This is a genomic window from Agrobacterium sp. GW821-FHT02D03, assembly GCF_059421725.1.
This window is the reverse complement of record NZ_JBWKVN010000001.1, coordinates 1,769,267-1,789,707: the sequence shown is the minus strand read 5'-3', so window position 1 is coordinate 1,789,707 and position 20,441 is coordinate 1,769,267. Positions and strand designations below refer to the sequence as shown.

Here is a 20,441-nt window from a genome sequence, read left to right as displayed (position 1 = left end):
CTTTTTCGTTCCGCTTCTGCGGGTTCCAGCAAAATGGGACCTGCATGCTGCTTTTGACAGAGCTCTATCCTCAGGACTTGCCTGAGGACGTTTGCCCATCTGACGCTGTCTTGGGGCGAAACAGCCTGGCCTATTTCACGGACAAGATATGCTTCTCGAATATTTCCAGATGGTGGACCGAATCGAGTCTATCGACAGATCAGCCCGCATCTTGAGGGCGCGATCGGTCGTGCCGGACAAGAGCCCGGTTTTCGAGGGGCATTTTCCGGGTATGCCGCTGGTGCCAGGCGTGCTGTTGATCGAAACCATGGCGCAGACGTCCGGCATGCTGGTTCTCGCCATGACGGATTTTGCCGCCATGCCATTCCTGATGTCGGTCGACAGCGCCAAGATGCGGACCTTTGTCGAGCCCAGTGCCGTGCTCGATATCGAGGCCTATCTCGAGCATGATGGATCGGGCTTTGCCGTCACCAAGGCAAAGATTACCTCAGGCGGCAAGAAGGTCTGCGACGCGCAGCTGAAGCTTCGCACCATGCCTTTCTCTGAAATTCCGCTTGCGCCGATCGTGAAGAAGCGCGCCGAGGAAGTAGGCCTTATGGCGGCAATCGCGGCCGATACCTCCACCTGATCGAAAAAGCGCTATCTTCGCGTTTAAAATGCTGAAAAGTCATGCGGTGCGGAAGGTCAGATAGGCTTTCGCCATTGCAAAGCCACATCGCGCGCATTATTCCGCATGGCAAGTGCGGCGTCCCTGCCGCTTTTGAGAGCTGGCCCGGGACTGCGTTCCGAAAAAGCGACGAAGGATCACGGATGATGAAGTCTGACAATGATGTGGTGATTACCGGGGTCGGTATCGTGACCTGTCATGGTGTCGGTAAAGATGCCCATATTGCGCTGCTTTCCAGCACCACGACGCCAGAGGCGATCGTTGAGACGGAAAAGTTTGCGCCTTATCCCATTCATCCGCTGCCGGAGATTGACTGGTCTGCGCAAATTGGTCGCAAGGATCAGCGTCAGATGGAAAACTGGCAGCGCCTCGGCGTATTTGCAGCCGGTCTGGCGCTGGACGATGCTGGTTTGAAGGAAGACGCGGACGCCTGTGGCACGATGGACATGATTGTTGCTGCCGGTGGTGGCGAACGCGACATCAATGTCGATACGCTGATTGTCGACGAAGGCCTCAAGCGCAACGACCGCGAAGTGATGCTCAATGAAAAACTGACGACGGAGCTTCGCCCGACGCTGTTTCTCGCCCAGCTTTCCAACTTGATGGCTGGCAATATTTCGATCGTGCATAAGGTCACCGGCTCGTCACGTACCTTCATGGGTGAAGAAGGTGCCGGTATCTCCGCCGTCGAGACCGCATTTTATCGTATTCGCTCAGGCGAATCGAGCCATGCCCTTGTGGGCGGTGCATTTGCGGCCGAACGCCCGGACATGACGCTGCTTTTCGAAGCGGTTGGCGCGCATGCTCAAGGTGGCTGGCAGCCGCTTTGGTCGCGCACGCAAGGCGAGGGCGGTGGCATGATCACCGGATCCGTCGGCGCCTTCCTCGTGCTGGAATCGCGCAAGCGCGCAGAAGCGCGTGGCGCGAAGATTTACGCGCGTATCGACGCGATCGAAGGCGATCGTGGCAACCGCAACGATGGCAAGCTTGAGGCGCGTCTCGAACGCCTCCTCGCGCCTGCCAAGGATGCGGCTGAAACCGTCGTCTTCTCCGGCGCCAGCGGTTATGACGGCCTGACGTCCCGCGAAAAGGACATTCTCGAAAAGACCTTGCCACATGCTGCAATTCGCGGCTTTGGCGGTGTTACCGGCCATGGACTTGAAGCGCAGTTTCCGTTGGGTCTTGCGCTTGCAGCTCTTGCGCTTGAAAGCGGTGCGACGGTTCCGGCCTTTGACAGCGCTGTCGAAAAGCCGATGGCGGCTGCCGCAACGGAGGCGGTCGTGACCACGGTTGGCCATGTGCGCGGCGAAGGTGTCGCCGTTCTTTCCAAAGACGCTTGAGGAGTTCAGACCATGGCATCCAGCAATTTCAAGGATCACCTTGGACGCCCCATCGTTGCCGTCACCGGTATGGGCATCATAACCTCGCTCGGGCAGGGGCTCTCGGATAACTGGGCGGCTTTGACCTCCGGCAAGTCCGGCATCCACAAGATTACCCGCTTCCCGACCGACAATCTCTCGACCAAGATCTGCGGCACGGTCGATTTCATCGATATCCCTGCACCCAATTCCGTCGAGCGGTCGTTCGCATTTGCGCGCGAAACCACGATCGAAGCTTTGGCTCAAGCCGGACTATCCGGCGATTTCAACGGTCCGCTGTTTCTCGCTGCGCCGCCGATCGAGCCGGAATGGAGCGCCCGCTTCGAGCTTGCCGATCGGTCTCCACCTGCTGCAAAGCCAGGCGACGCCTATGATCGCTTCATGGCCGCTCTTCGTCAGCGCCCCGATCCAGCCTTTCAGGAGGCCGCGCTCTTTGGTGCGATCTCGGAGCGTCTATCCGATCAGTTTGGTACACGCGGCCTCCCGGTCACGCTTTCGACGGCCTGTGCTTCGGGTGCGACGGCCATCCAACTTGGTGTTGAAGCCATCCGCCAGGGCCGCACCGATCGCGCACTGACCGTTGCGACGGACGGATCCGTCAGCGCCGAAGCGCTGATCCGCTTCTCGCTTCTGTCTGCCTTGTCGACACAGAACGATCCGCCCGAAAAGGCGTCCAAGCCCTTCAGCAAGGACCGCGATGGCTTCGTGATTGCAGAAGGTGCGGCGACCCTGGTTCTGGAATCGCTGGAAGCAGCGGTTGCTCGTGGTGCGAAGGTGCTCGGCATTATCAAGGGCGCTGGCGAAAAAGCAGACAGCTTCCACCGCACGCGCTCGTCGCCCGATGGCGGCCCAGCGATCGCCACCATCCGCGCAGCGCTTGCCGATGCTGGCTTCTCCGAAAGCGATATCGGCTATGTCAACGCACATGGCACGTCCACGCCGGAAAACGACAAGATGGAGTACAGCTCCATGCTGGCGGTCTTCGGTGAAGGTCTGAAGGCGATCCCGGTTTCCTCGAACAAGTCGATGATCGGCCATACGCTGACAGCAGCAGGCGCGGTCGAAGCTGTGTTCTCATTGCAGACCATGCTGACCGGCACCCTTCCGCCAACGATCAACTACACCAATCCCGATCCGACCATCGCGCTGGATGTCGTGCCGAATGTGAAGCGTGATGCCCAGGTCAGCGCCGTGCTGTCGAACTCCTTCGGCTTTGGTGGCCAGAACGCAAGCCTTGTCATGACGCGGGAACCGGCTTAAGCGGTTCCCCAACGCATCTGTCCGCAAGTGGGCGATGTCTATTTGAGTGAAGGAGAGCCGTTTTCGCGTGTCCCAGTTGGATGAGCGGCGCTCTCAATCGAAAACGCTTTAACGCCTCCGGGCGAAGGACTTCTATTATGCGCGCTCTTCAACTCGTCGACGACCGTAAGCTCGAGAAAGTGGATCTGCCGGAGCCAGAAGCGCCGGCGCCGGGTGAGGTCACCTTGCGCGTAAAAGCCGTTGCGCTGAACCACATCGACGTTTGGGGCTGGCGCGGCATGGCCTTTGCCAAGCGCAAGATGCCTTTGACGATTGGTGCCGAAGCCTCGGGCGTGGTGGAAGCCATCGGTCCTGGTGTCTCCAACGTTCTTCCCGGTCAGCTTGTTTCCATTTACGGCGCGCGCATTTGTGGTCGTTGCCACCACTGTGTCGCCGGTCGAGACAACCTTTGTGAGAATGTCGGCGGCGTTCATGGTTTCCACCTGGATGGCTTTGCTCAGGAAAAGATCAACATTCCGGCCCGCCAGCTGGTGCTGGCTCCGCCCGGCGTCGATGCCGTGGCAGCCGCCCTTGCACCTGTGACCTTCGGCACCGTCGAACACATGCTGTTCGACAATGCCAAACTTCAGCCCGGTGAAACGATCCTTGTCCATGCCGGCGGTTCCGGGATCGGCTCAGCCGCCATTCAGCTGGCGAAGAAGATGGGCTGCACGGTCATCACCACGGTCGGGTCCGACGACAAGATCGAACGCGCCAAGGCGTTGGGTGCCGATCACGTCATCAACTACCGCGTGGACCGCTTCGAGGGCGTTGTGCGCAAGATTACCAAGAAGAAGGGTGTCGATGTCGTTTTCGAGCATGTCGGCAAGGATACCTGGGCCGGTTCCATGTTCTCGCTGAAGCGCGGCGGTCGTCTCGTCACCTGCGGCTCGACCTCCGGTGTCTCGACCGAAATCAACCTGATGATGCTTTTCCAGCAGCAGCTCAAGTTGCTCGGCTCCTTTGGCTGCCGCATGCAGAACATGGCCGATGCCATGCAGAAAATGGCGCGCGGTCTTGTACATCCGGTGATCGATACCGAAGTAACCTTCGACGATATCGACAAGGCTCTGGAACGCATGGAGACCCGTCAGGTCTTCGGTAAGATCGTTCTGCGAATGGATTGATCAGTGAAGCTTTTTATTACGCGCATTGTTCTGGCGCTTGAGAACTTTCGCCAGTGGCTGAACGCGACCATTGCGTTCGGCTTTCTGAACATGCTGAAATTGTTGCCGGCCGATCCAGCAATTCACTTTGCCGATCGCCTTGCGCGTAAACTCGGCCCCAAGACGCCGCGTCATAAGCTGATGCTTTTCAACCTCGCTCGCGCCTATCCGGAAAAGACCGAAGAAGAGCGCCTGGAAATCGCGCTCGACAGCTGGGGAAACATGGGGCGTCTCGCCGCAGAATATGTTTTCCTCGACCGCCTGTTCGATTACGACCCGGAGCAGACGAAGCCCGGCCGTATCGAAGTCGTCGGCATCGACAACTTTCTGGAGTTGCGCGACAATCCGCGTCCATTCATCGTCTTTACGGCCCATACCGGAAACTTCGAGCTTCTGCCTGTGGCGGGATCGGCCTTCGGCCTCGATGTGACGGTGCTGTTCCGCCCACCGAACAATCCTTACGTGGCAGAGAAGATCTACAATTTCCGCAAGGAGCGCATGGGCAAGCTCGTTCCCTCGCATGCGGGCTCGTCTTTCGCGCTTGCGCGGCAGTTGGAACGTGGTGCGGGCGTCGGTGTGCTGGTCGATCAGAAGTTCCGTAAGGGTCTCCTCACCAAGTTCTTCGGACATAATGTCCAGACCAATCCTCTGCTGGCCAAGCTGGTGCGCCAGTTTGGCTGCGACGTCTATCCGGCAAGATGCATCCGCCTGCCGGACAATCGCTACCGCCTGGAAATCGAACCCAAGGTCGAGATACCGCTCAATGAAAAAGGCAGTGTCGATATTCAAAAGACCGCACAGCTTTTGAACGACAAGGTCGAGAGCTGGGTGCGCGAATATCCCGGCCAGTGGTTGTGGTACCACGACCGTTGGCATATCAAGGATCAGGTCAAGACGGACGGTTGAAGACTAAACGGTCAATTTTAATAACTTTGATCGATCGGTGGGGTATTATTAAACCACAAAATACCGGCCGGTTGACGTGATGTGATGATTTAGTCGGCGTGTCGCGAGACAATACCGTGCTTATTCTTCCTTACTATTTCTCGGATTTGTAATAACATAGCCGATTGTGATATGGGTGAATGTGCTGGTGTGGTGATCTTGCAACTCCTTACATCATGCTTTACGGGCACATCGTGCAGATAGTCGCGCGTGCGCCCGGGGAGGATTGGGCAACTGGAATGCCTGCGTCTCGGGAGTGTTTGGGTTGAAAAGAAAAATCGAATTGTTCTGGCAGAACTACGCGGAACTGAAAAGCGCAGTCATTCGCAATGAAGCGCCCAAGGTTGCCGCTCTTGATAAAGAGCTCGAAACTCTGCTCGATAGCATTATCGGCAGAAAGAACGCTTCGTCGTCGGAAATTCTCGAACAGTTTCGTTTCGCCATCGACCTCCTGAACGAGGAAGCAGAGGACATCGGCTGTGTCCAGCGAAACGCCGACGTCCTGCGTAAGCTTGTCGATCGCTACATCGGTGCTGGCCTTCCGCGCGACGGCAGCACTCCGGATGGCGAGGACGCGCCGTGGAGCCCCTATATCATTCTGGATGAAGACCGGCTGGAAGACCTGGACGATCGCGTCGTCGTCGTGTCTCCCGGTTACCGCATCAACTATACCAACTCCGCCAATGCCGCCTCGCTCCACTCGGATCGCAGTGAGATCATCGGCAAGCATATTGCCGAGTTTGTCGGCATCCATCACTTCCAGCAGGCATTTCGCGAGAAGCTCGATGCGTGCTTCAAGGGAGAGGCTGAGAAGTATACCTATGCCGAGGATGCCCTTGGGCATACGGTGGTAAAGTCTTTCGAGATGTCGCCGTGCTATTCGCCATCCTACAAACTCGTCGGCGCCATCGTGGTGGTCAAGGAGTTGGAAGATCGTCGTACACGCGTGGTTGCGTAACGCACGCGATGTGCCGCGAACGCCGCATTGCAGTCCACAATGCGCTTTTTATCACGGCACTACTATAAATCGTATATTGACGGCGGAGAAACACTCGGTACTGGTGTACCGTAGTTGTACGGCCTGAGGTTGGCCGGGGATAGTTCCGGTTTTTCGGAGTAAGCGTGGATGGACACTGTGCTCCAGGATTTTTTTCAAGCTTTTGCGATCAAAAGCAGTCAATTGCGATACGCCATCAACCAAAGTGAGGATGAGCTGGTTCAGTTGTTTGACAGGGAGCTCCAGGCGATCGTCAACGACATTCTGGCCTACCAGGCGTCTAGCCGCGAAGAGCTATACAGACAATTCCAGTTTCTCTGCACTCTGGTTCGTGACGAAGCCGACGACCGGCTGGCGGTTGTGCGCCGAAGCGTGATGATGTCCGGGCTGATCGACCGATACTTCCGTGATCACTCGGATTCGTCCGATGTGGATTTGTCTCCGGCAATCGCGCGACCAGCCAGGGCTCCAGCACCGGCCTATTATGAGCAGCCGCTTTTCAACGAAGCAATCCTCGATAGTCTGGATGATCAGATCATCGTCGTCACAAACGATTATCGCTATCTTTATACCAATAATGCCTACGCAAAATTGAAGAACCGGACCCGCTTATCGTTGATCGGTTGCCATGTCACCGAGTTCATTGGTGAGGATGGGTTTTACCTCCAGGCAAAGCCCGCCCTTGATCGTTGCTTTGCCGGCGAGGAGATCGGATACATTCATCATGCGTACCGGGACGGACAGAGATTTGCCACCCGATGCAGGATGACGCCGCTGCGCGGACCCAAAAATCACGTCATGGGTGCCGTTGTGGTGTTAAGGAATATCGATGAGATGGCGACACTGGAATGTGGTTGAGAGAGGGCCTTGAGCCCTCGCTCTGCGTCGTCGCTACACGCCGCTGAGCTTACCGATGATCCAACCGAGCGAGTAGGGCGCATTCGTATCCAGAATAAGTCTGGCCGCCATGGCGAGACAGGATATCACCAGGAGTGGGCGAATGATCTTTGCACCATTCCTCATAGCCAGTCTGGATCCGATCTGGGCTCCCAGGAACTGCCCAAATCCCATGACCAGCCCGAGCTTCCAAAGAATCGCACCATTGAGCGTGAACACCAGGAAGCCACCGAAATTCGAGCCGAGGTTCAAGAGCTTCGTATGCGCAGTCGCCTTCAGCATGCCGAAGCCGGCAAGCGCGACGAATGACAGCATATAGAAGGAACCAGCTCCTGGACCGAAAATGCCATCGTAAAAACCAATCAATGGAACCACCGTCAGACCGAAGACGAACGGCGTGATACGGCGCTGGCTGTCGATGTCGCTGAGGTTTGGCTTGAAGGCGAAGTAGACGGCGATGGCGACGAGCAGGAAGGGCATGATTGCCCTCAAAACGTCGGCCGGAACAAAGGATGCGGTAAATGCTCCAGCCATCCCCCCGAGGAGGGCCATCAGCGCCATCGGAAATTGTTCTCTGAGATTGACGTGGCCCTTGCGCGCATATGCAATGGTTGCCGAAGCGGAGCCGAACTGAGCCTGCAGCTTATTGGTCCCGAGCGCCTCCAGCGGCGGTACGCCCATGATCAGCATGGCCGGCAATACGATCAACCCTCCGCCGCCAGCAATAGAATCGACGAAGCCGGCAAAGACGGCAACAAAGAACAGTATGATGAAAAGCTGGAGAGCGACGTCTTGCACTGGGGAGGGATCCGGAGGGTTTTGCTGGCCGCTTGTGGCACCGAATGTCTTGCCCCGCAACCGCTTTTGCAGGCAAGGCTACAGCATCGGCCCGAAAATCCGGCTCGATTTTCGGAAAGCACGATGCCTAGATTCAAAAATATAAAGCGCTGTGCGTCCAATAGGACGCACAGCGCTTTATTGGTCGGATGGAAAAGATTGCGCAGGCCGCACAGGAAGCTATTGTGCGCCGAACGCTAACGCGAAGCATGCCGACGCATTTGAATGAGGACACATATGCATAAAGTAATTTTCGACACGGATCCGGGTATTGACGATGCAATGGCGCTGCTTTTTCTGCACCGCCACCCTGATATCGATCTCATTGGGGTCACGACCGTTTTCGGCAACGCGCCGATCGAGATTACCACTCGCAATGCGCAGTTCCTCAAACAGCAATGGATGATTGATGCGCCCGTAGCGCAGGGCGCCGGCAAGACGTTCGATCCCTCGCGTCCGGACGGCCACTTCCCCACCTTCATCCACGGCGATGATGGGCTTGGCAATATCGGCGTGCCTGAAACGGTCGATGTGCCGCTCGATCCGCGCGCGGCCCATCATTTCATCATCGACACGGTCAAGGCCAATCCCGGTGAAGTGACGCTGATCGCGGTCGGTCGAATGACCAATCTGGCGCTCGCCCTGAAGACCGATCCCGATTTCGCTGCTCTGGTGAAAGAGGTTATCATCATGGGGGGCGCTTTCGACATCAATGGCAATGTCAGCCCTGCGGCAGAGGCGAATATTCACGGTGATCCGGAGGCGGCTGATCTCGTCTTCACCGCAGCCTGGCCCGTCACCGTCATCGGCCTGGACGTCACGACGAAAACCGTGATGACCTCCGGTTTCCTGGCGGATATGGTCAAGGAGAATGGCGCGGCCGTGCAGCTTCTGTCGGATCTCTCGCAGTTCTATATCAACTTCTACAACATGCGCACCGGCGACGGCATGGTGGTTCACGATTCCTGTGCCTGCGTCTATCTGACGAATCCTGAGCTGTTCGAAACACGAAGCGGCGCAATCCGTGTTGTTTGTGGCGGTCTTGCGGACGGGCAGACCATCCAGAAGCCCGACGGCGTCACTTTCCCACCGGGCAAATGGGACGGTTATCCAAGCCAGAAAGTCTGCACCAGGATCGAGCCGGATCGTGTGCTGTCGGTCATTCGCTCTGCAATTGTGCGGGGTGAACGTGGCTGATTGAATTGAGCCGCCGTTCGCGCGGCGGCTTTGCCTTGCATTTTATCAGAATCTGGCGTTATGCAAGCACGACTGGCGCAAGCCGTGTTCTGCGCCAGACTCGTCACGACACATGTTTCGGCGAAGCACGGTGATCGCGTGGCGTTTCGGGAAAACCAATTCGTGTTTTCCGGCGCTTGCGCTACAATAAACAGCACAGGTCCGATTTGTTCGTGTCGGCTTATGTTTCAAACCAAAAAACGAACGCTACTGTGGGCCGGACGATCCGGTCCATTTCCATGAGGAAAGAGATGGAAGAGTTTCACAAGGTCAAGCGTCTGCCGCAATACGTCTTCGAACAGGTCAACCGTTTGAAAGCGAGCGCGCGAGCGGGTGGCGCGGATATCATTGACCTTGGCATGGGCAATCCGGATCTGCCGACACCCAAGGCAATCGTCGACAAGCTTTGCGAAGTCGTCCAGGACCCACGCACACATCGCTACTCCTCCTCCAAGGGCATCCCAGGCCTTCGCCGCGCCCAAGCCGCCTACTATGCGCGCCGTTTTGGTGTGAAGCTGAACCCGGATACACAGGTTGTCGCCACGCTCGGTTCAAAGGAAGGCTTCGCCAATATGGCGCAGGCAATCACCGCGCCAGGCGACGTGATCCTGTGTCCGAACCCGACCTATCCGATCCATGCCTTCGGCTTCCTGATGGCAGGCGGCGTCATTCGTTCGATGAATGTCGAGCCGGATGAAACCTTCTTCGGCCCTCTCGAGCGTGCCGTGCGCCATTCGATCCCGAAGCCCCTGGCACTGATTATCAATTACCCATCCAACCCGACGGCACATGTGGCGTCTCTGGATTTCTACAAGGACGTGATCGCTTTTGCGAAGAAGCACGATCTGATCGTGCTGTCCGACCTTGCCTATTCGGAAATCTATTTCGATGAAAAGAACCCGCCGCCATCGGTCCTGGAAGTGCCGGGTGCCATGGATGTGTCGGTGGAATTCACCTCCATGTCGAAGACCTTCTCCATGCCTGGCTGGCGCATGGGCTTTGCGGTGGGCAACGAACGTTTGATCGCTGCACTGACACGCGTAAAGTCCTACCTCGATTACGGCGCCTTCACACCGATCCAGGTTGCTGCCACACACGCTCTGAACGGCGATGGCTCTGATATTGCAGAAGTGCGCAATGTCTATCGTCGCCGTCGCGACGTCATGGTCGATACATTCGGCAAGGCCGGCTTCGAGGTTCCGCCTCCGGCTGCCACCATGTTCGCCTGGGCGAAAATCCCGGAGAAATTCCGTCACCTCGGTTCGCTTGAATTTTCCAAACTGTTGATCGAGAAGGCCGATATTGCGGTTGCTCCGGGTGTCGGCTTCGGCGAGATGGGTGACGATTATGTTCGCCTCGCACTCGTCGAGAACGAGCACAGAATTCGCCAGGCCGCGCGCAATCTCAAGCGCTTCCTGTCGACTGCGGACGATACGTTGCACAACGTCGTCTCGCTCAACGCCCACAGATAATAAGGGCAACCCGCCAAGGTGGCCGGTTCCGGCCACCTCTTTCATTAAAGCAAATCAGGAATATACCCATGGCAGATTCATTGAGAATCGGCATAGCGGGACTCGGCACTGTCGGCTCTTCGCTCGTGCGCATCCTCCAGCAGAGAAGCAACGAACTTGCGATTACCTGCGGACGCGCAATTGAGATTATTGCTGTTTCCGCGCGCGACCGTTCGCGCGATCGCGGCATTGATATCTCGGGTATTACCTGGTTCGATACGCCGGAAGACATGGCCGAGAAGGCCGATATCGATGTCTTCGTCGAGCTGGTCGGTGGCGCCTCAGGTGCTGCGGAAAAAGCCGTTCGGGCGGCTCTCTCGCGCGGTCTCCATGTGGTGACAGCAAACAAGGCGCTGCTGGCAAAGCATGGCGTGGAACTGGCAAAGATGGCCGAAGAAAAAGGCGCTCTGCTCAACTTCGAAGCGGCTGTCGCCGGTGGTATCCCCATCATCAAGGCACTGCGTGAATCCCTGACCGGCAACCACGTATCGCGCATCTACGGCATCATGAACGGCACCTGTAACTACATCCTGACCAAGATGGAGAAGGAAGGCCTGTCCTTCGAAGTCTGCCTGAAGGAAGCGCAGCGGCTTGGCTACGCGGAGGCGGACCCGGCTTTCGATATCGAAGGCAACGACACGGCGCATAAGCTTGCGATCCTGACGACGCTCGCCTTCGGCTCCAAGATTGCCGCCGACGATATCTATCTTGAAGGCATCACCAATATCTCGATTGAGGATATTCAGGCCGCCGCCGATCTTGGCTATCGCATCAAGCTTCTCGGTGTCGCACAATTGACCGAGTCCGGCATCGAGCAGCGCGTCCACCCGACCATGGTGCCGCTCGATTCTGTCATCGCTCAGGTTGATGGCGTCACCAATGCGGTTGCTGTGGAATCCGATATTCTCGGTGAATTGCTGATGGTTGGTCCAGGGGCTGGCGGCAATGCGACGGCGTCTGCGGTGCTGGGTGATGTCGCCGATATCGCCAAGAGCCGGCCAGGTGCCCAGCAGGTGCCGGTTCTCGGTCGACCAGCCAAGTCACTGACGGATTATCGTCGTGCCAAGATGAAGAGCCACGAAGGCGGCTACTTTATCCGTCTGACGGTCAAGGACAAGGCCGGCGTGTTTGCCTCCATCGCGACCCGCATGGCGGAAAACAATATCTCGCTCGAATCGATCGTTCAGCGCTCTCAGGTGCCGACGGAGGAGGGGGCTCAGACCATCATCCTCGTCACCCATGCGACTATGGAAGATGCGATCCGCAAGGCGGTCAAAGCGATCAAGAGCGAAAAGTATCTGGTCAGCGAACCGCAGGTGATCCGCATCGAGCGCACGTGAGGCTTAGCGCCTTGGCTCGGCTAAGGTTTTGTCGGTAACACAGACATTTTGATAAAAAGCCCGGGTGCATGTGCTCCCCGGGCTTTTTCTATTTCATACACGTTGCTTCGGAGGATGAGAAAAGCGCGCACGCCTGCGCCTTGTCGCTCAGCTATGAAGATGTCGATCAAAAAGCTTTTGGCGAAATTTGATCGCCAAGATTGATTCACGTCAGCGGCGCCGTCTGCTTACGACGCGTAGGCTGGAGCGCGATAGCTTGGGTCCGACGCAATCGGGTATGTTTCGCGGCTGGGGTCTGCCTCATCATCCAAAGCGATGCTCTGGTTTGCGACACGACCCTGGGAGAGGGTTCCTCCCTCGATCAGCGCCATCTGAATAAGATAGGTGAGAAACGTGCTCTCCTTCGGCGTGGCAAGCAAGGCTGCGCGCAAATGGTCCATCACGATATTGGTGTCACTCATAGTCTGCCCTCATATGTCTTAACGCACTAAAATTAGCGCATCATCGTGATTGCAGCGTGAATCAACCAAGGGTGTCAGGGGTATGTGAGCTTACACGGGAATAGTGTCGATCAATCGGATGCGCCGCATCGTGGTGACAGGATAATCGTTGTCTAGAAAACGAGCTGGCGTAAAGTCTGGCTCAAGCAACCGCAACTGTTCGATCGCTCGTGCCGCATGCGCCGTCATCCCCTTTTGGATGTAGAGGGCAATCAGGTAGCGCAGAGGCGCGCGGAAGGCGGGTCGCAGAATGAGCGCGGCCTCCGCATGGCCGATGGCTGCATCATAGTCACTGACAGCAGCGGCTGACATGCAGCAAAAGAACTCGACGAATGCCCGATGTTCCCCACCTCCGGTCAATTCCAGCGCCTTTGTTGCAGACCTGCGGCTTGTCTTTAACTTGTCGAGTACGAGTTCGGCATTGGACAGGATCGCCATGTTGATCGGGTTGAGCGGATCAAGCTCAGCGGCCCGCTCAGCAAGCTTCAGAGATCCGCGGCTAGATCCCCCACCCAGATATTCCAGGTGCGCACCGATACTGAGGATGCCCGGGCTATTGCCATCCTGGCGCAATGCCTCTTGTACGAGTTCCGTGGAGGTGATTTCGTCACCCAGGAATGCCGTGCTGCGATGCTGGAATTGCGCCATGTTGCGCAGAAAAGCCCGCCACGCGACATATTGCGGACGAGGGTCCCGCTCATAGGCATAGCTCAGATGCCTGTCCGCCTCAGACAGGCTTTGGCGGTCGAAGCGGAAGATGAGGTTGCGAGCGTTGCTTGCCAGAAGCGCTGCGCAGTTCGAAATGGCGAGGTCATCTTTCCTTTCGCGCAAGGTGATGAGAATGGCCTGAACCAACGTTCCGCACCAATGGTGCAACGCCTCTTCCGAGGAACTGACGAGCTTCTCGGTACGGGAAGCGTAGAGCCTGCCGGTCTCCGCATGGCTGATCGTGAAGGTGATATGGCTATGCCGCCCCATCGTCGCGGTCCGGATGGAGACGGCAAGACCGCTGACAGGCTGACGTGCAACAGCCGGCGATGCATGCGGGATATTGGGAAAGATTTGAAAGTCGTCCAAGTCATGAAGCGACGCCGTTGTCAGCGTCATCATGCGGGCGTTAATCAACTCGCTCGCCGACTGATTGTCGGAGTGAAACTGAAAGAAGATGGCTGGCTTCGGCGGTGCTGATTGACGCGGCGCCTCAAAAGCGCTGACCTGGGCCTTTTCAGCAAGTGACGATCGCGTATCGCGAATCCATTCCTCGAACTCCGGATCAGGGACGTCGATATCGGCGAAGGCGTCCTGCTCGTCGCTCCAATCGCCCGGTGACTCGACAAGGCGATAACTGACTTTGAACCGTGACGAGTCGAGCGCGACCTTTTCGCGGTCGGCCTGCAAGATGTCTTGATAGGGCCCGAACGCCTTTCGAATTTCGACAAGCGTTTGACGCAGACTGTCCGAACCCTTTTTGGCGTCGCGATCGCTCCACAACTTGTCCTGCAGCGATACACGGCTTCGGGAGTAATGCGGCGCCGTCGCCAGAAGAACGAGAAGGCCGCGAGCCTTGGCCGATCGCGGACCCCGGTCATTCCCATCCGGATCAGCGATCCGGAACCGACCAAAGACGTTTAACGACAGCATAGGCGCGCCCTCCGAAGGCAAATCATACCTATGCATATCAGGTCATATTAGCGAAGGAAAAGCCTTCCCGTTGGATCCTGCTCATTTTCGTCCGGCCGTGCGGTGTTGGCATCTGCTGGTGCCAACAGGTGCGCTTCAGCCGGCTTGAACGGGTAGGGCGTGACATCGGTCGTCGACGCAGCATGATCGGGGAAATCGGTCTTTACCCAGTTGCGAAATGCAGCAATTCCCTTTGAGACCTGCAGCACGTAGTCGAGCGACTGCGTGTTCGCGACCGGCGAGTTCGTTCCGATGTTGCGGAAGTAGGCGGCAATGGCCGCGTCGTCGTAAGGGTTGGCGGGCACATCAGGCAAAAGTGCTGCCGCTTGGGTCGCTTCAGGCGTATCCGGCAGCACCGCCGTGCCCCAGTCATTGGCACGCTGGTGGCAGGTGATGCATGCCGAGGTGGGATTATCGACAGGGCCATTTGCCCGACCGAAGAGTCCAAGGTTCTGGCGGGGAAGGGCGTAGAACATTGAGGCGACATCCGGATTGACCCAGCTTTCCTTCGGTGTCGCTGCCTGCTCCAGATAGGCCTTGGCGTTGAGCCCTGGGTCGCTACCCCAGATCAGTCCGACAGGCACCAACCGCTCATAAGGCGTATTGCCCGGCTGCATCGCGTTGTACATGAAGGTCCCGAAGAACCAGCCGTTCGGCGAGCGCTTGTCCTTGACCGAGAGGTCCAGCTGGAGAAGGCGCATGGTCATCACCCCGCCATCCTTCTGCCCGGCGACATCCCATTCCTTCGAGCCCGCAAGATAAGGAACGCTGGAGGGTGTGGCAGTGGTGAACAGCATTTTCGCCGACACCGCACCTTCCGCAAACGCAAAATCCCGGGTTTTTGGGAAGGCGGGATCACCCCAGATCTCACCGAAGCCGTAGCAGGCCACATCATTATAGATGCCGACCGCAAAATTGCGCTCCCAGTCCATTTGTAGCGCGTGAAGTTCCTTCGGCCGAGACCACCGCTCGGTCGTCATCCCGCGCATGGGCTCGCGCAACATGAAGAACCAAGGCGCATCACACCACTGCTCTTCCTTATTGTCCTCAATCCGCCAATCCACATCCGGCCGCGCATTGACCTTAGTGACGTAGTTGAGGATCGACTGCATATAGTCCGCAGGATTCTTGAACGGATCCACCGCCAACCAGGGTAGCTTGCTGTTGTCTGGCAATGTCTTGGGAAAATCATAATGGATCTGAAACTTGCGATCCGTCTCATGCCCCTTCAGCGGCAGGCTGCTGGAACAGTCGAACTTGGCCTTGGCGGCGGCTGCAAAGCTGCTATCTGCCGGCGCCGGACAGTCCGCCAACGCGACGGAGGCAGGGAAGAAAAGAAGAGCGAAACTAAGGAGGCGTGCTTTCATCATTGAGTCTCCAGCGGACGGACGGGAGGTTGATGTAAAGTTAAGAATTTGGGATTGTAAATACGCAACCTGAAACACGTTTTGCGAGTATTGTGGAGGATTCTGATGATGAAAAGTGGGACCAGGATCAGATGTCAGATCTGCTGGATGTTCTCAGTGCCAACCAAATATGCGGCTTCAGACAGGCTTGAAAGCGAAGCTCCACTGTGTCCTGATATATGGCTGGTTGGTCAAAAAGGCCGACGTTAAGCCTCACCTATGGACGACTTCCATTATGACTCCTCGATACCGAAAAAGCCCAAAGAAGACAGTCATTGTCTCTGAAGTAGCTGATTTTTATGGAGGATTATTGGTGAGAGCGCAGGGATTCGAACCCTGGACCTACTGATTAAAAGTCAGTTGCTCTACCGGCTGAGCTACGCTCTCCCAAATGGGGGCGAAGCGCCCCTCGGAAGTGGGCGGAACATAGGTAGAGGCACGTTTGCGGTCAACCCAAAAAAACAGGATTATTTCATCTTTCCGCGTTTTTTTGCCGCAACCGCAAAAAGGTGATTGGTGGCAAGGGTTTGGTGGGGCTACAAGGCATCGTGAACCGTCCGGAGTGCCGCATTGTCCATCGCCGATATTTCCCTCCTCACAGCGCTTTTCGCCGGTGCGTTGTCGTTCCTGTCTCCATGCGTGCTGCCGCTCGTGCCGCCGTATCTTTGCTACATGGCGGGCATCTCGGTGGAGCAGTTCAGGGATGAACGCTTCGAGGCAAAGCCGCAGGTTCGCAAGGCGGTGCTTCTGGCGGCGCTGTTCTTTACCTTGGGTTTTGCCACGGTCTTCGTGGCGCTCGGTGCCGGTGCGTCCACCATTGGAATGGTGCTGCGCCAAAATCTCGACATTCTCGCCAAAATCGGCGGTCTCATCATTATCCTGATGGGCCTTAACTTCCTCGGGGTTTTCCGGATTGGCGTGTTCTCGCGCGAGGCGCGTTTCCAAAGCGGCGGCAAACCGGCCACGCTTTCCGGCGCCTATGTTATGGGATTGGCTTTTGCCTTTGGCTGGACACCCTGCATTGGTCCGGTACTTGGCGCGATCCTGGGTGTCGCGGCCTCGCGCAACACGGTCGGCGAAGGCGCGATGCTGCTTGCCGTCTATTCCGCGGGTCTTGCCATCCCCTTCTGGATAGCAGCTGCCTTTTCCGGCAGTTTCATGCGCTTTCTCGCTCGTTTTCGCCGCCATCTGGGGCTTGTTGAAAAAGTCATGGGCGTCCTGCTGATCCTGACCGGTATCGCTTTCATGTCCGGCTTCATAACCAATGTGGCGATCTGGTTTCAGGAGAGCTTTCCAATCCTGATGAAAATCGGCTAGACCCTGTTAGGAGACGAGCTGCACGGCGAGGGGGCCATGGCTGAAATCGCCGGATTGCTGTTTCCGTTCTTCGGGCTGATCCTCATCGGCTATGTGGCGGCGCGGGTCACGCGCCAGCCCGCCGAAGCACTCGGTTGGCTGAACACCTTCATCATTTATGCCGCACTTCCGGCACTCTTCTTCAAGCTTGTTGCCCGCACACCGGTCGATCAACTGGCGCGGATGGATTTTGTCGTGCTGAGCCTTGCCGCCACCTATACGATCTTTCTCTGCCTCTTCCTCATCGGCTACTATGTACGGCGCAACAGTTTTGCCGATTGCACCATACAGAGCTTCGCAGGCGCCTATGGCAATATCGGATATATGGGCCCGGGGCTTGCTTTGCTGGCACTTGGAGAGCGCGCGGCTGTTCCTGTCGCGCTCATTGTCTGTCTCGAAAACGCCGCGCATTTCATCGCCGCGCCGGCCCTGATGGCCATTGCCGGCGGCGACAAGCGATCCCGCGTGAAACTTGCAGGCGATGTCGCCCGCAAGGTGCTGACGCACCCTTTCATCATTTCGGTGATTGTCGGTTTCATCGCTGCCCTGTTTTCCTGGCGGCCGCCTCAGCCGGTGCAGCAACTGGTGGATTATCTTGCACAATCGGCAGCACCCTGCGCACTCTTCGCCATGGGCGTGACGTTGGCGCTCCGGCCGCTCAAGCGGGTACCGATGGAGATCAGCTATATCATGCCGGCCAAGCTGATCCTGCATCCGCTGCTGGCTTACTTGCTGATGTCATCCTTTGGCAACTTTGACCCCATCTGGGTGTCGACGGCGGTTCTTCTGGCAGCACTGCCGACGGCCACGAATGTCTTCGTCATCGGCCAGCATTATCAGGTGTGGCAGGAACGCGCATCAGCGACCATTCTGATCTCCACCGTGCTCTCCGTCTTCACGGTCTCGCTCGTGCTTTATGTCATTCGCGCAACGAGCGTCTGAGGCTTCCCATAATCAGCGAGGGCAGGGCCTTGATACCGCGGCCCGGCTCAATGCCCTCGCGCATCACGAGCCCTCTAAGCGGCCCGACATTACCGAGAACATGCAGTCCCGCCGCACGGGCCATCTGCATTGGCAGCATGCCAGATAGAAGCGACCGGTTGAGAAGATCGACACTCAGCGTGCGGCTGAAAACGTCTGCGCGGCGGCGGCGATCGAATGTCGCGCCGGCGTCTGCCGGGATCGCGCCACCGGTCAATGTGCCGAGCATTTCGGTCAAGACGATGATGTCGCGAAGGCTGAGATTGAGCCCTTGCGCGCCGATCGGCGGAAAGCCGTGCCCAGCCTCGCCAATGAGCGCCACGCGTCCCTTGCCGAAGGCGCGGGCCGTCATGCTGGAAAGCGGCCAGGTCTGTACACCCTCTTCGACAGAAACCGTGCCAAGCATGGACTGCATGCGCTCCTCGACGCGCTCGCTTAACGCTTCCAGCGGCAAGGCTGCAAGTTCGGCTGCCTGCTCTGGTTTGACGACCCAGACAAGGCTGGAGCGATCGCCGGGTAGCGGAACCTGGGTGAAGGGTCCGGTCGGGGTATGGAACTCTGTTGAGATGTTGCCGTGCGGGCGGGTGTGCGAGAAATTGAGAACGAGGGCAGTCTGCGGATAGGACCAGCTTCGAACTCCGATCCCTGCAGCCTCGCGAACCTTGGAATGTCTACCATCCGCGCCGATGACAAAGCTGCTCGAAACCGTCTCTCCGTTTGTCAGCATGAGTGAGACGTCATGAGATCCGACTTCCACCGTATCGACACTCGCATCGACGAGGGTGATGTTGTTCTCCTTAGCAACAGCTTGCGAAAGAACGCTGAGCAATGCGCTATTCGGCATGTTCCAGCCGAAGGCGGCAAGCCCGATCTCCGACGAGCGGAAGGCGACCGTCGGCGCGCGCAGCAGACGGTCCGTGCCATCGATGATCTGCATCGTAGAGAGCCGCGCAGCGGATGGTTCGATTTTGGACCAAACCCCAAGCCGGTCAAGAAAGCGGATGGACTGATCCATCAGAGCCGTCGTGCGGCGGTCGGTTCTCTCGGACTGAGGCGCAACGAGCGCGACGTTTCGGCCAGCACGGGCAATGGCCAAAGCCGCGATTTGTCCTGCAAGTCCAGCGCCGACAACGGCAACTTCGAAGTTCTTCATCGTCCTGTTCCATTCCTGCAGTCGAGGCTCAACACATAGTGGCTTTGCGCCGTCGAATCTAGAAGCCATCTGGTCAGAGATTGCCATATCGGCGAGGGCGGATGCTGATTAAGTTCGAGGATAAGCATTCCCGCATGGTTGCAAAGAGCGGTGAATGGTCGCATATCGGATAGAGAGAATGAATAAGAGCGGGGCCGTTACGCTGTCATGAAGATCTTCAACTACAGACGCGTACCCTATGCCGAAATCCGGGCCTTCTCCGTTCACATCCTAACAGCCTCCGGTTCCTTTCTTGCCTTCCTTGGTGTCGTCGCCGCCGCTGAACATCGTTTTGTCGACATGTTTTGGTGGCTCGGCCTCGCGCTTCTCGTCGATGGCATCGACGGGCCGATCGCCCGCAAGGTGCAGGTCAAGGAAGTCTTGCCCAACTGGTCCGGTGACACGCTGGATAACATCATCGACTACGTCACCTATGTGTTGCTTCCTGCGTTCGCTCTCTATCAGAGTGGCATGATCGGGGAGCCCTGGTCCTTCGTCGCCGCCGGCATGATCGTGGTCTCCAGCGCGATCTATTATGCCGATATGGGCATGAAAACCGACGAATATTTCTTCTCGGGCTTCCCGGTCGTCTGGAATATGGTGGTATTCACGCTCTTCGTCATCGATGCCAGCGCCACCACCGCCATGATCATCGTCACGGTGTCGGTGATCCTGACTTTCCTACCAATCAACTTCCTCCATCCAGTCAGAGTGAAGCGGCTCCGGTGGCTGAATATGGCGGTTTTCCTGCTCTGGTGCGTGCTGAGCGGATACTCGCTTCTGCTGCATTTTCAGTCGCCCGACTGGCTTGTCGCCGGGGTCGTGATCACGGGCATTTACCTCTATTGCATTGGCGGTATTATGCAGTTCGCTCCGTCTCTTGGGGCGAAAACCCGCTGAGAAAAACAGTGGTTTAAAACCATCCCTGGATCGTTGTTTTTCAGTTGTACAGCGTCACAAAAAAGGATTTAGTACGCATAAAGAGCAGTGCTCAATTTTAGTGCAAGGGTGTCGATCCGCTCGTTAAGCCTCATAGAAGTGCGGCGATCGGT

The 20,441-nt window shown here is 57.3% G+C and carries 18 protein-coding genes and 1 tRNA gene; 13 read left to right on the top strand and 6 right to left on the bottom strand.

What is annotated here, in order from left to right; all coding sequences use genetic code 11:
- Positions 1–148 precede the first annotated feature (148 nt).
- The 7 genes from AC07U5_RS08390 (at position 149) to AC07U5_RS08360 (ending at position 7,311) form a co-directional block, all read left to right on the top strand.
- On the top strand, positions 149–628 hold the full coding sequence (locus AC07U5_RS08390) for a 3-hydroxyacyl-ACP dehydratase FabZ family protein (protein ID WP_494722754.1): 480 nt from the start codon (positions 149–151) through the stop codon (positions 626–628).
- A gap of 182 nt (positions 629–810) precedes the next feature.
- On the top strand, positions 811–2,007 hold the full coding sequence (locus AC07U5_RS08385; RefSeq protein WP_162723004.1) for a beta-ketoacyl-ACP synthase: 1,197 nt from the start codon (positions 811–813) through the stop codon (positions 2,005–2,007).
- Between the two features lie 12 nt (positions 2,008–2,019).
- Entirely contained in the window at positions 2,020–3,306 is a 1,287-nt protein-coding gene (locus AC07U5_RS08380; protein ID WP_062598089.1) for a beta-ketoacyl-ACP synthase, read from the top strand.
- Between the two features lie 137 nt (positions 3,307–3,443).
- Positions 3,444–4,472, top strand: coding sequence for a zinc-binding dehydrogenase (locus AC07U5_RS08375; protein ID WP_062425415.1), 1,029 nt, complete (start codon positions 3,444–3,446; stop codon positions 4,470–4,472).
- Between the two features lie 3 nt (positions 4,473–4,475).
- Positions 4,476–5,417 carry a lipid A biosynthesis lauroyl acyltransferase gene (locus tag AC07U5_RS08370; protein ID WP_062425414.1) on the top strand — a complete coding sequence of 314 codons (942 nt, stop codon included), beginning with the start codon at positions 4,476–4,478 and terminating at the stop codon, positions 5,415–5,417.
- Positions 5,418–5,721: 304 nt separating this feature from the next.
- Positions 5,722–6,414 (top strand): PAS domain-containing protein, encoded by a 693-nt coding sequence (locus AC07U5_RS08365; RefSeq protein ID WP_062426114.1) that lies wholly within the window; start codon positions 5,722–5,724, stop codon positions 6,412–6,414.
- A gap of 168 nt (positions 6,415–6,582) precedes the next feature.
- The gene (locus AC07U5_RS08360; protein WP_113225613.1) at positions 6,583–7,311 is read left to right on the top strand and encodes a PAS domain-containing protein; all 729 of its coding nucleotides are present in this window, start codon (positions 6,583–6,585) and stop codon (positions 7,309–7,311) included.
- Positions 7,312–7,344: 33 nt separating this feature from the next.
- Here the strand turns inward: AC07U5_RS08360 and AC07U5_RS08355 are convergent, their stop codons facing one another.
- Positions 7,345–8,148, bottom strand: coding sequence for a TSUP family transporter (locus AC07U5_RS08355; protein ID WP_494722753.1), 804 nt, complete (start codon positions 8,146–8,148; stop codon positions 7,345–7,347).
- 276 nt (positions 8,149–8,424) lie between these two features.
- On the opposite strand from AC07U5_RS08355, the gene AC07U5_RS08350 reads away from it, so the two are divergent.
- The 3 genes from AC07U5_RS08350 to AC07U5_RS08340 all read left to right on the top strand — a co-directional run bounded on the left by AC07U5_RS08350 (position 8,425) and on the right by AC07U5_RS08340 (position 12,274).
- Complete coding sequence (locus AC07U5_RS08350; RefSeq protein WP_440611992.1) at positions 8,425–9,384, top strand: nucleoside hydrolase; 960 nt, start codon at positions 8,425–8,427, stop codon at positions 9,382–9,384.
- Positions 9,385–9,674: 290 nt separating this feature from the next.
- Entirely contained in the window at positions 9,675–10,895 is a 1,221-nt protein-coding gene (locus tag AC07U5_RS08345; RefSeq protein WP_062425410.1) for an LL-diaminopimelate aminotransferase, read from the top strand.
- Positions 10,896–10,963: 68 nt separating this feature from the next.
- Positions 10,964–12,274, top strand: a complete 1,311-nt coding sequence (locus tag AC07U5_RS08340) for a homoserine dehydrogenase (protein WP_062437604.1) — start codon at positions 10,964–10,966, stop codon at positions 12,272–12,274.
- A 227-nt stretch (positions 12,275–12,501) separates the two neighbouring features.
- Here AC07U5_RS08340 and AC07U5_RS08335 read toward each other — a convergent pair whose 3' ends face one another.
- From AC07U5_RS08335 to AC07U5_RS08320, 4 genes are all read right to left on the bottom strand, one after another.
- On the bottom strand, positions 12,502–12,735 hold the full coding sequence (locus AC07U5_RS08335) for a hypothetical protein (protein ID WP_494722752.1): 234 nt from the start codon (positions 12,733–12,735) through the stop codon (positions 12,502–12,504).
- 90 nt (positions 12,736–12,825) lie between these two features.
- A complete protein-coding gene (locus AC07U5_RS08330; RefSeq protein ID WP_494722751.1) occupies positions 12,826–14,415 on the bottom strand; it encodes an AfsR/SARP family transcriptional regulator in 1,590 nt (529 codons plus the stop codon).
- Positions 14,416–14,462: 47 nt separating this feature from the next.
- On the bottom strand, positions 14,463–15,821 hold the full coding sequence (locus tag AC07U5_RS08325; RefSeq protein WP_494722750.1) for a hypothetical protein: 1,359 nt from the start codon (positions 15,819–15,821) through the stop codon (positions 14,463–14,465).
- 350 nt (positions 15,822–16,171) lie between these two features.
- Positions 16,172–16,247: transfer RNA gene (locus tag AC07U5_RS08320), tRNA-Lys, on the bottom strand.
- Between the two features lie 183 nt (positions 16,248–16,430).
- On the opposite strand from AC07U5_RS08320, the gene AC07U5_RS08315 reads away from it, so the two are divergent.
- Together AC07U5_RS08315 and AC07U5_RS08310 are read left to right on the top strand one after the other, a co-directional pair.
- A complete protein-coding gene (locus AC07U5_RS08315; RefSeq protein ID WP_111850599.1) occupies positions 16,431–17,177 on the top strand; it encodes a cytochrome c biogenesis CcdA family protein in 747 nt (248 codons plus the stop codon).
- A 36-nt stretch (positions 17,178–17,213) separates the two neighbouring features.
- Positions 17,214–18,158 carry an AEC family transporter gene (locus tag AC07U5_RS08310; RefSeq protein WP_494722749.1) on the top strand — a complete coding sequence of 315 codons (945 nt, stop codon included), beginning with the start codon at positions 17,214–17,216 and terminating at the stop codon, positions 18,156–18,158.
- Here the strand turns inward: AC07U5_RS08310 and AC07U5_RS08305 are convergent.
- Entirely contained in the window at positions 18,136–19,350 is a 1,215-nt protein-coding gene (locus AC07U5_RS08305; RefSeq protein WP_494722748.1) for a UbiH/UbiF family hydroxylase, read from the bottom strand. The two genes, AC07U5_RS08310 and AC07U5_RS08305, sit on opposite strands and share 23 nt — an antisense overlap.
- A gap of 207 nt (positions 19,351–19,557) precedes the next feature.
- Here AC07U5_RS08305 and pcsA point away from each other — a divergent pair, with 207 nt between their 5' ends.
- Positions 19,558–20,289, top strand: coding sequence for a phosphatidylcholine synthase (pcsA, locus tag AC07U5_RS08300; RefSeq protein ID WP_062598080.1), 732 nt, complete (start codon positions 19,558–19,560; stop codon positions 20,287–20,289).
- The last annotated feature ends 152 nt before the right edge of the window (positions 20,290–20,441 follow it).

What these genes read in the sequence shown, in the direction of transcription:
- AC07U5_RS08390 (WP_494722754.1), top strand. Translation starts at nt 149, where the DNA reads ATGCTTCTCGAATATTTCCAGATGGTGGACCGAATCGAGTCTATCGAC.
- AC07U5_RS08305 (WP_494722748.1), bottom strand. Translation starts at nt 19,350, where the DNA reads ATGAAGAACTTCGAAGTTGCCGTTGTCGGCGCTGGACTTGCAGGACAA.
- AC07U5_RS08360 (WP_113225613.1), top strand. Translation starts at nt 6,583, where the DNA reads ATGGACACTGTGCTCCAGGATTTTTTTCAAGCTTTTGCGATCAAAAGC.
- pcsA (WP_062598080.1), top strand. Translation starts at nt 19,558, where the DNA reads ATGAAGATCTTCAACTACAGACGCGTACCCTATGCCGAAATCCGGGCC.
- AC07U5_RS08330 (WP_494722751.1), bottom strand. Translation starts at nt 14,415, where the DNA reads ATGCTGTCGTTAAACGTCTTTGGTCGGTTCCGGATCGCTGATCCGGAT.
- AC07U5_RS08310 (WP_494722749.1), top strand. Translation starts at nt 17,214, where the DNA reads ATGGCTGAAATCGCCGGATTGCTGTTTCCGTTCTTCGGGCTGATCCTC.
- AC07U5_RS08385 (WP_162723004.1), top strand. Translation starts at nt 811, where the DNA reads ATGATGAAGTCTGACAATGATGTGGTGATTACCGGGGTCGGTATCGTG.
- AC07U5_RS08345 (WP_062425410.1), top strand. Translation starts at nt 9,675, where the DNA reads ATGGAAGAGTTTCACAAGGTCAAGCGTCTGCCGCAATACGTCTTCGAA.
- AC07U5_RS08380 (WP_062598089.1), top strand. Translation starts at nt 2,020, where the DNA reads ATGGCATCCAGCAATTTCAAGGATCACCTTGGACGCCCCATCGTTGCC.
- AC07U5_RS08375 (WP_062425415.1), top strand. Translation starts at nt 3,444, where the DNA reads ATGCGCGCTCTTCAACTCGTCGACGACCGTAAGCTCGAGAAAGTGGAT.
- AC07U5_RS08335 (WP_494722752.1), bottom strand. Translation starts at nt 12,735, where the DNA reads ATGAGTGACACCAATATCGTGATGGACCATTTGCGCGCAGCCTTGCTT.
- AC07U5_RS08350 (WP_440611992.1), top strand. Translation starts at nt 8,425, where the DNA reads ATGCATAAAGTAATTTTCGACACGGATCCGGGTATTGACGATGCAATG.
- AC07U5_RS08325 (WP_494722750.1), bottom strand. Translation starts at nt 15,821, where the DNA reads ATGAAAGCACGCCTCCTTAGTTTCGCTCTTCTTTTCTTCCCTGCCTCC.
- AC07U5_RS08340 (WP_062437604.1), top strand. Translation starts at nt 10,964, where the DNA reads ATGGCAGATTCATTGAGAATCGGCATAGCGGGACTCGGCACTGTCGGC.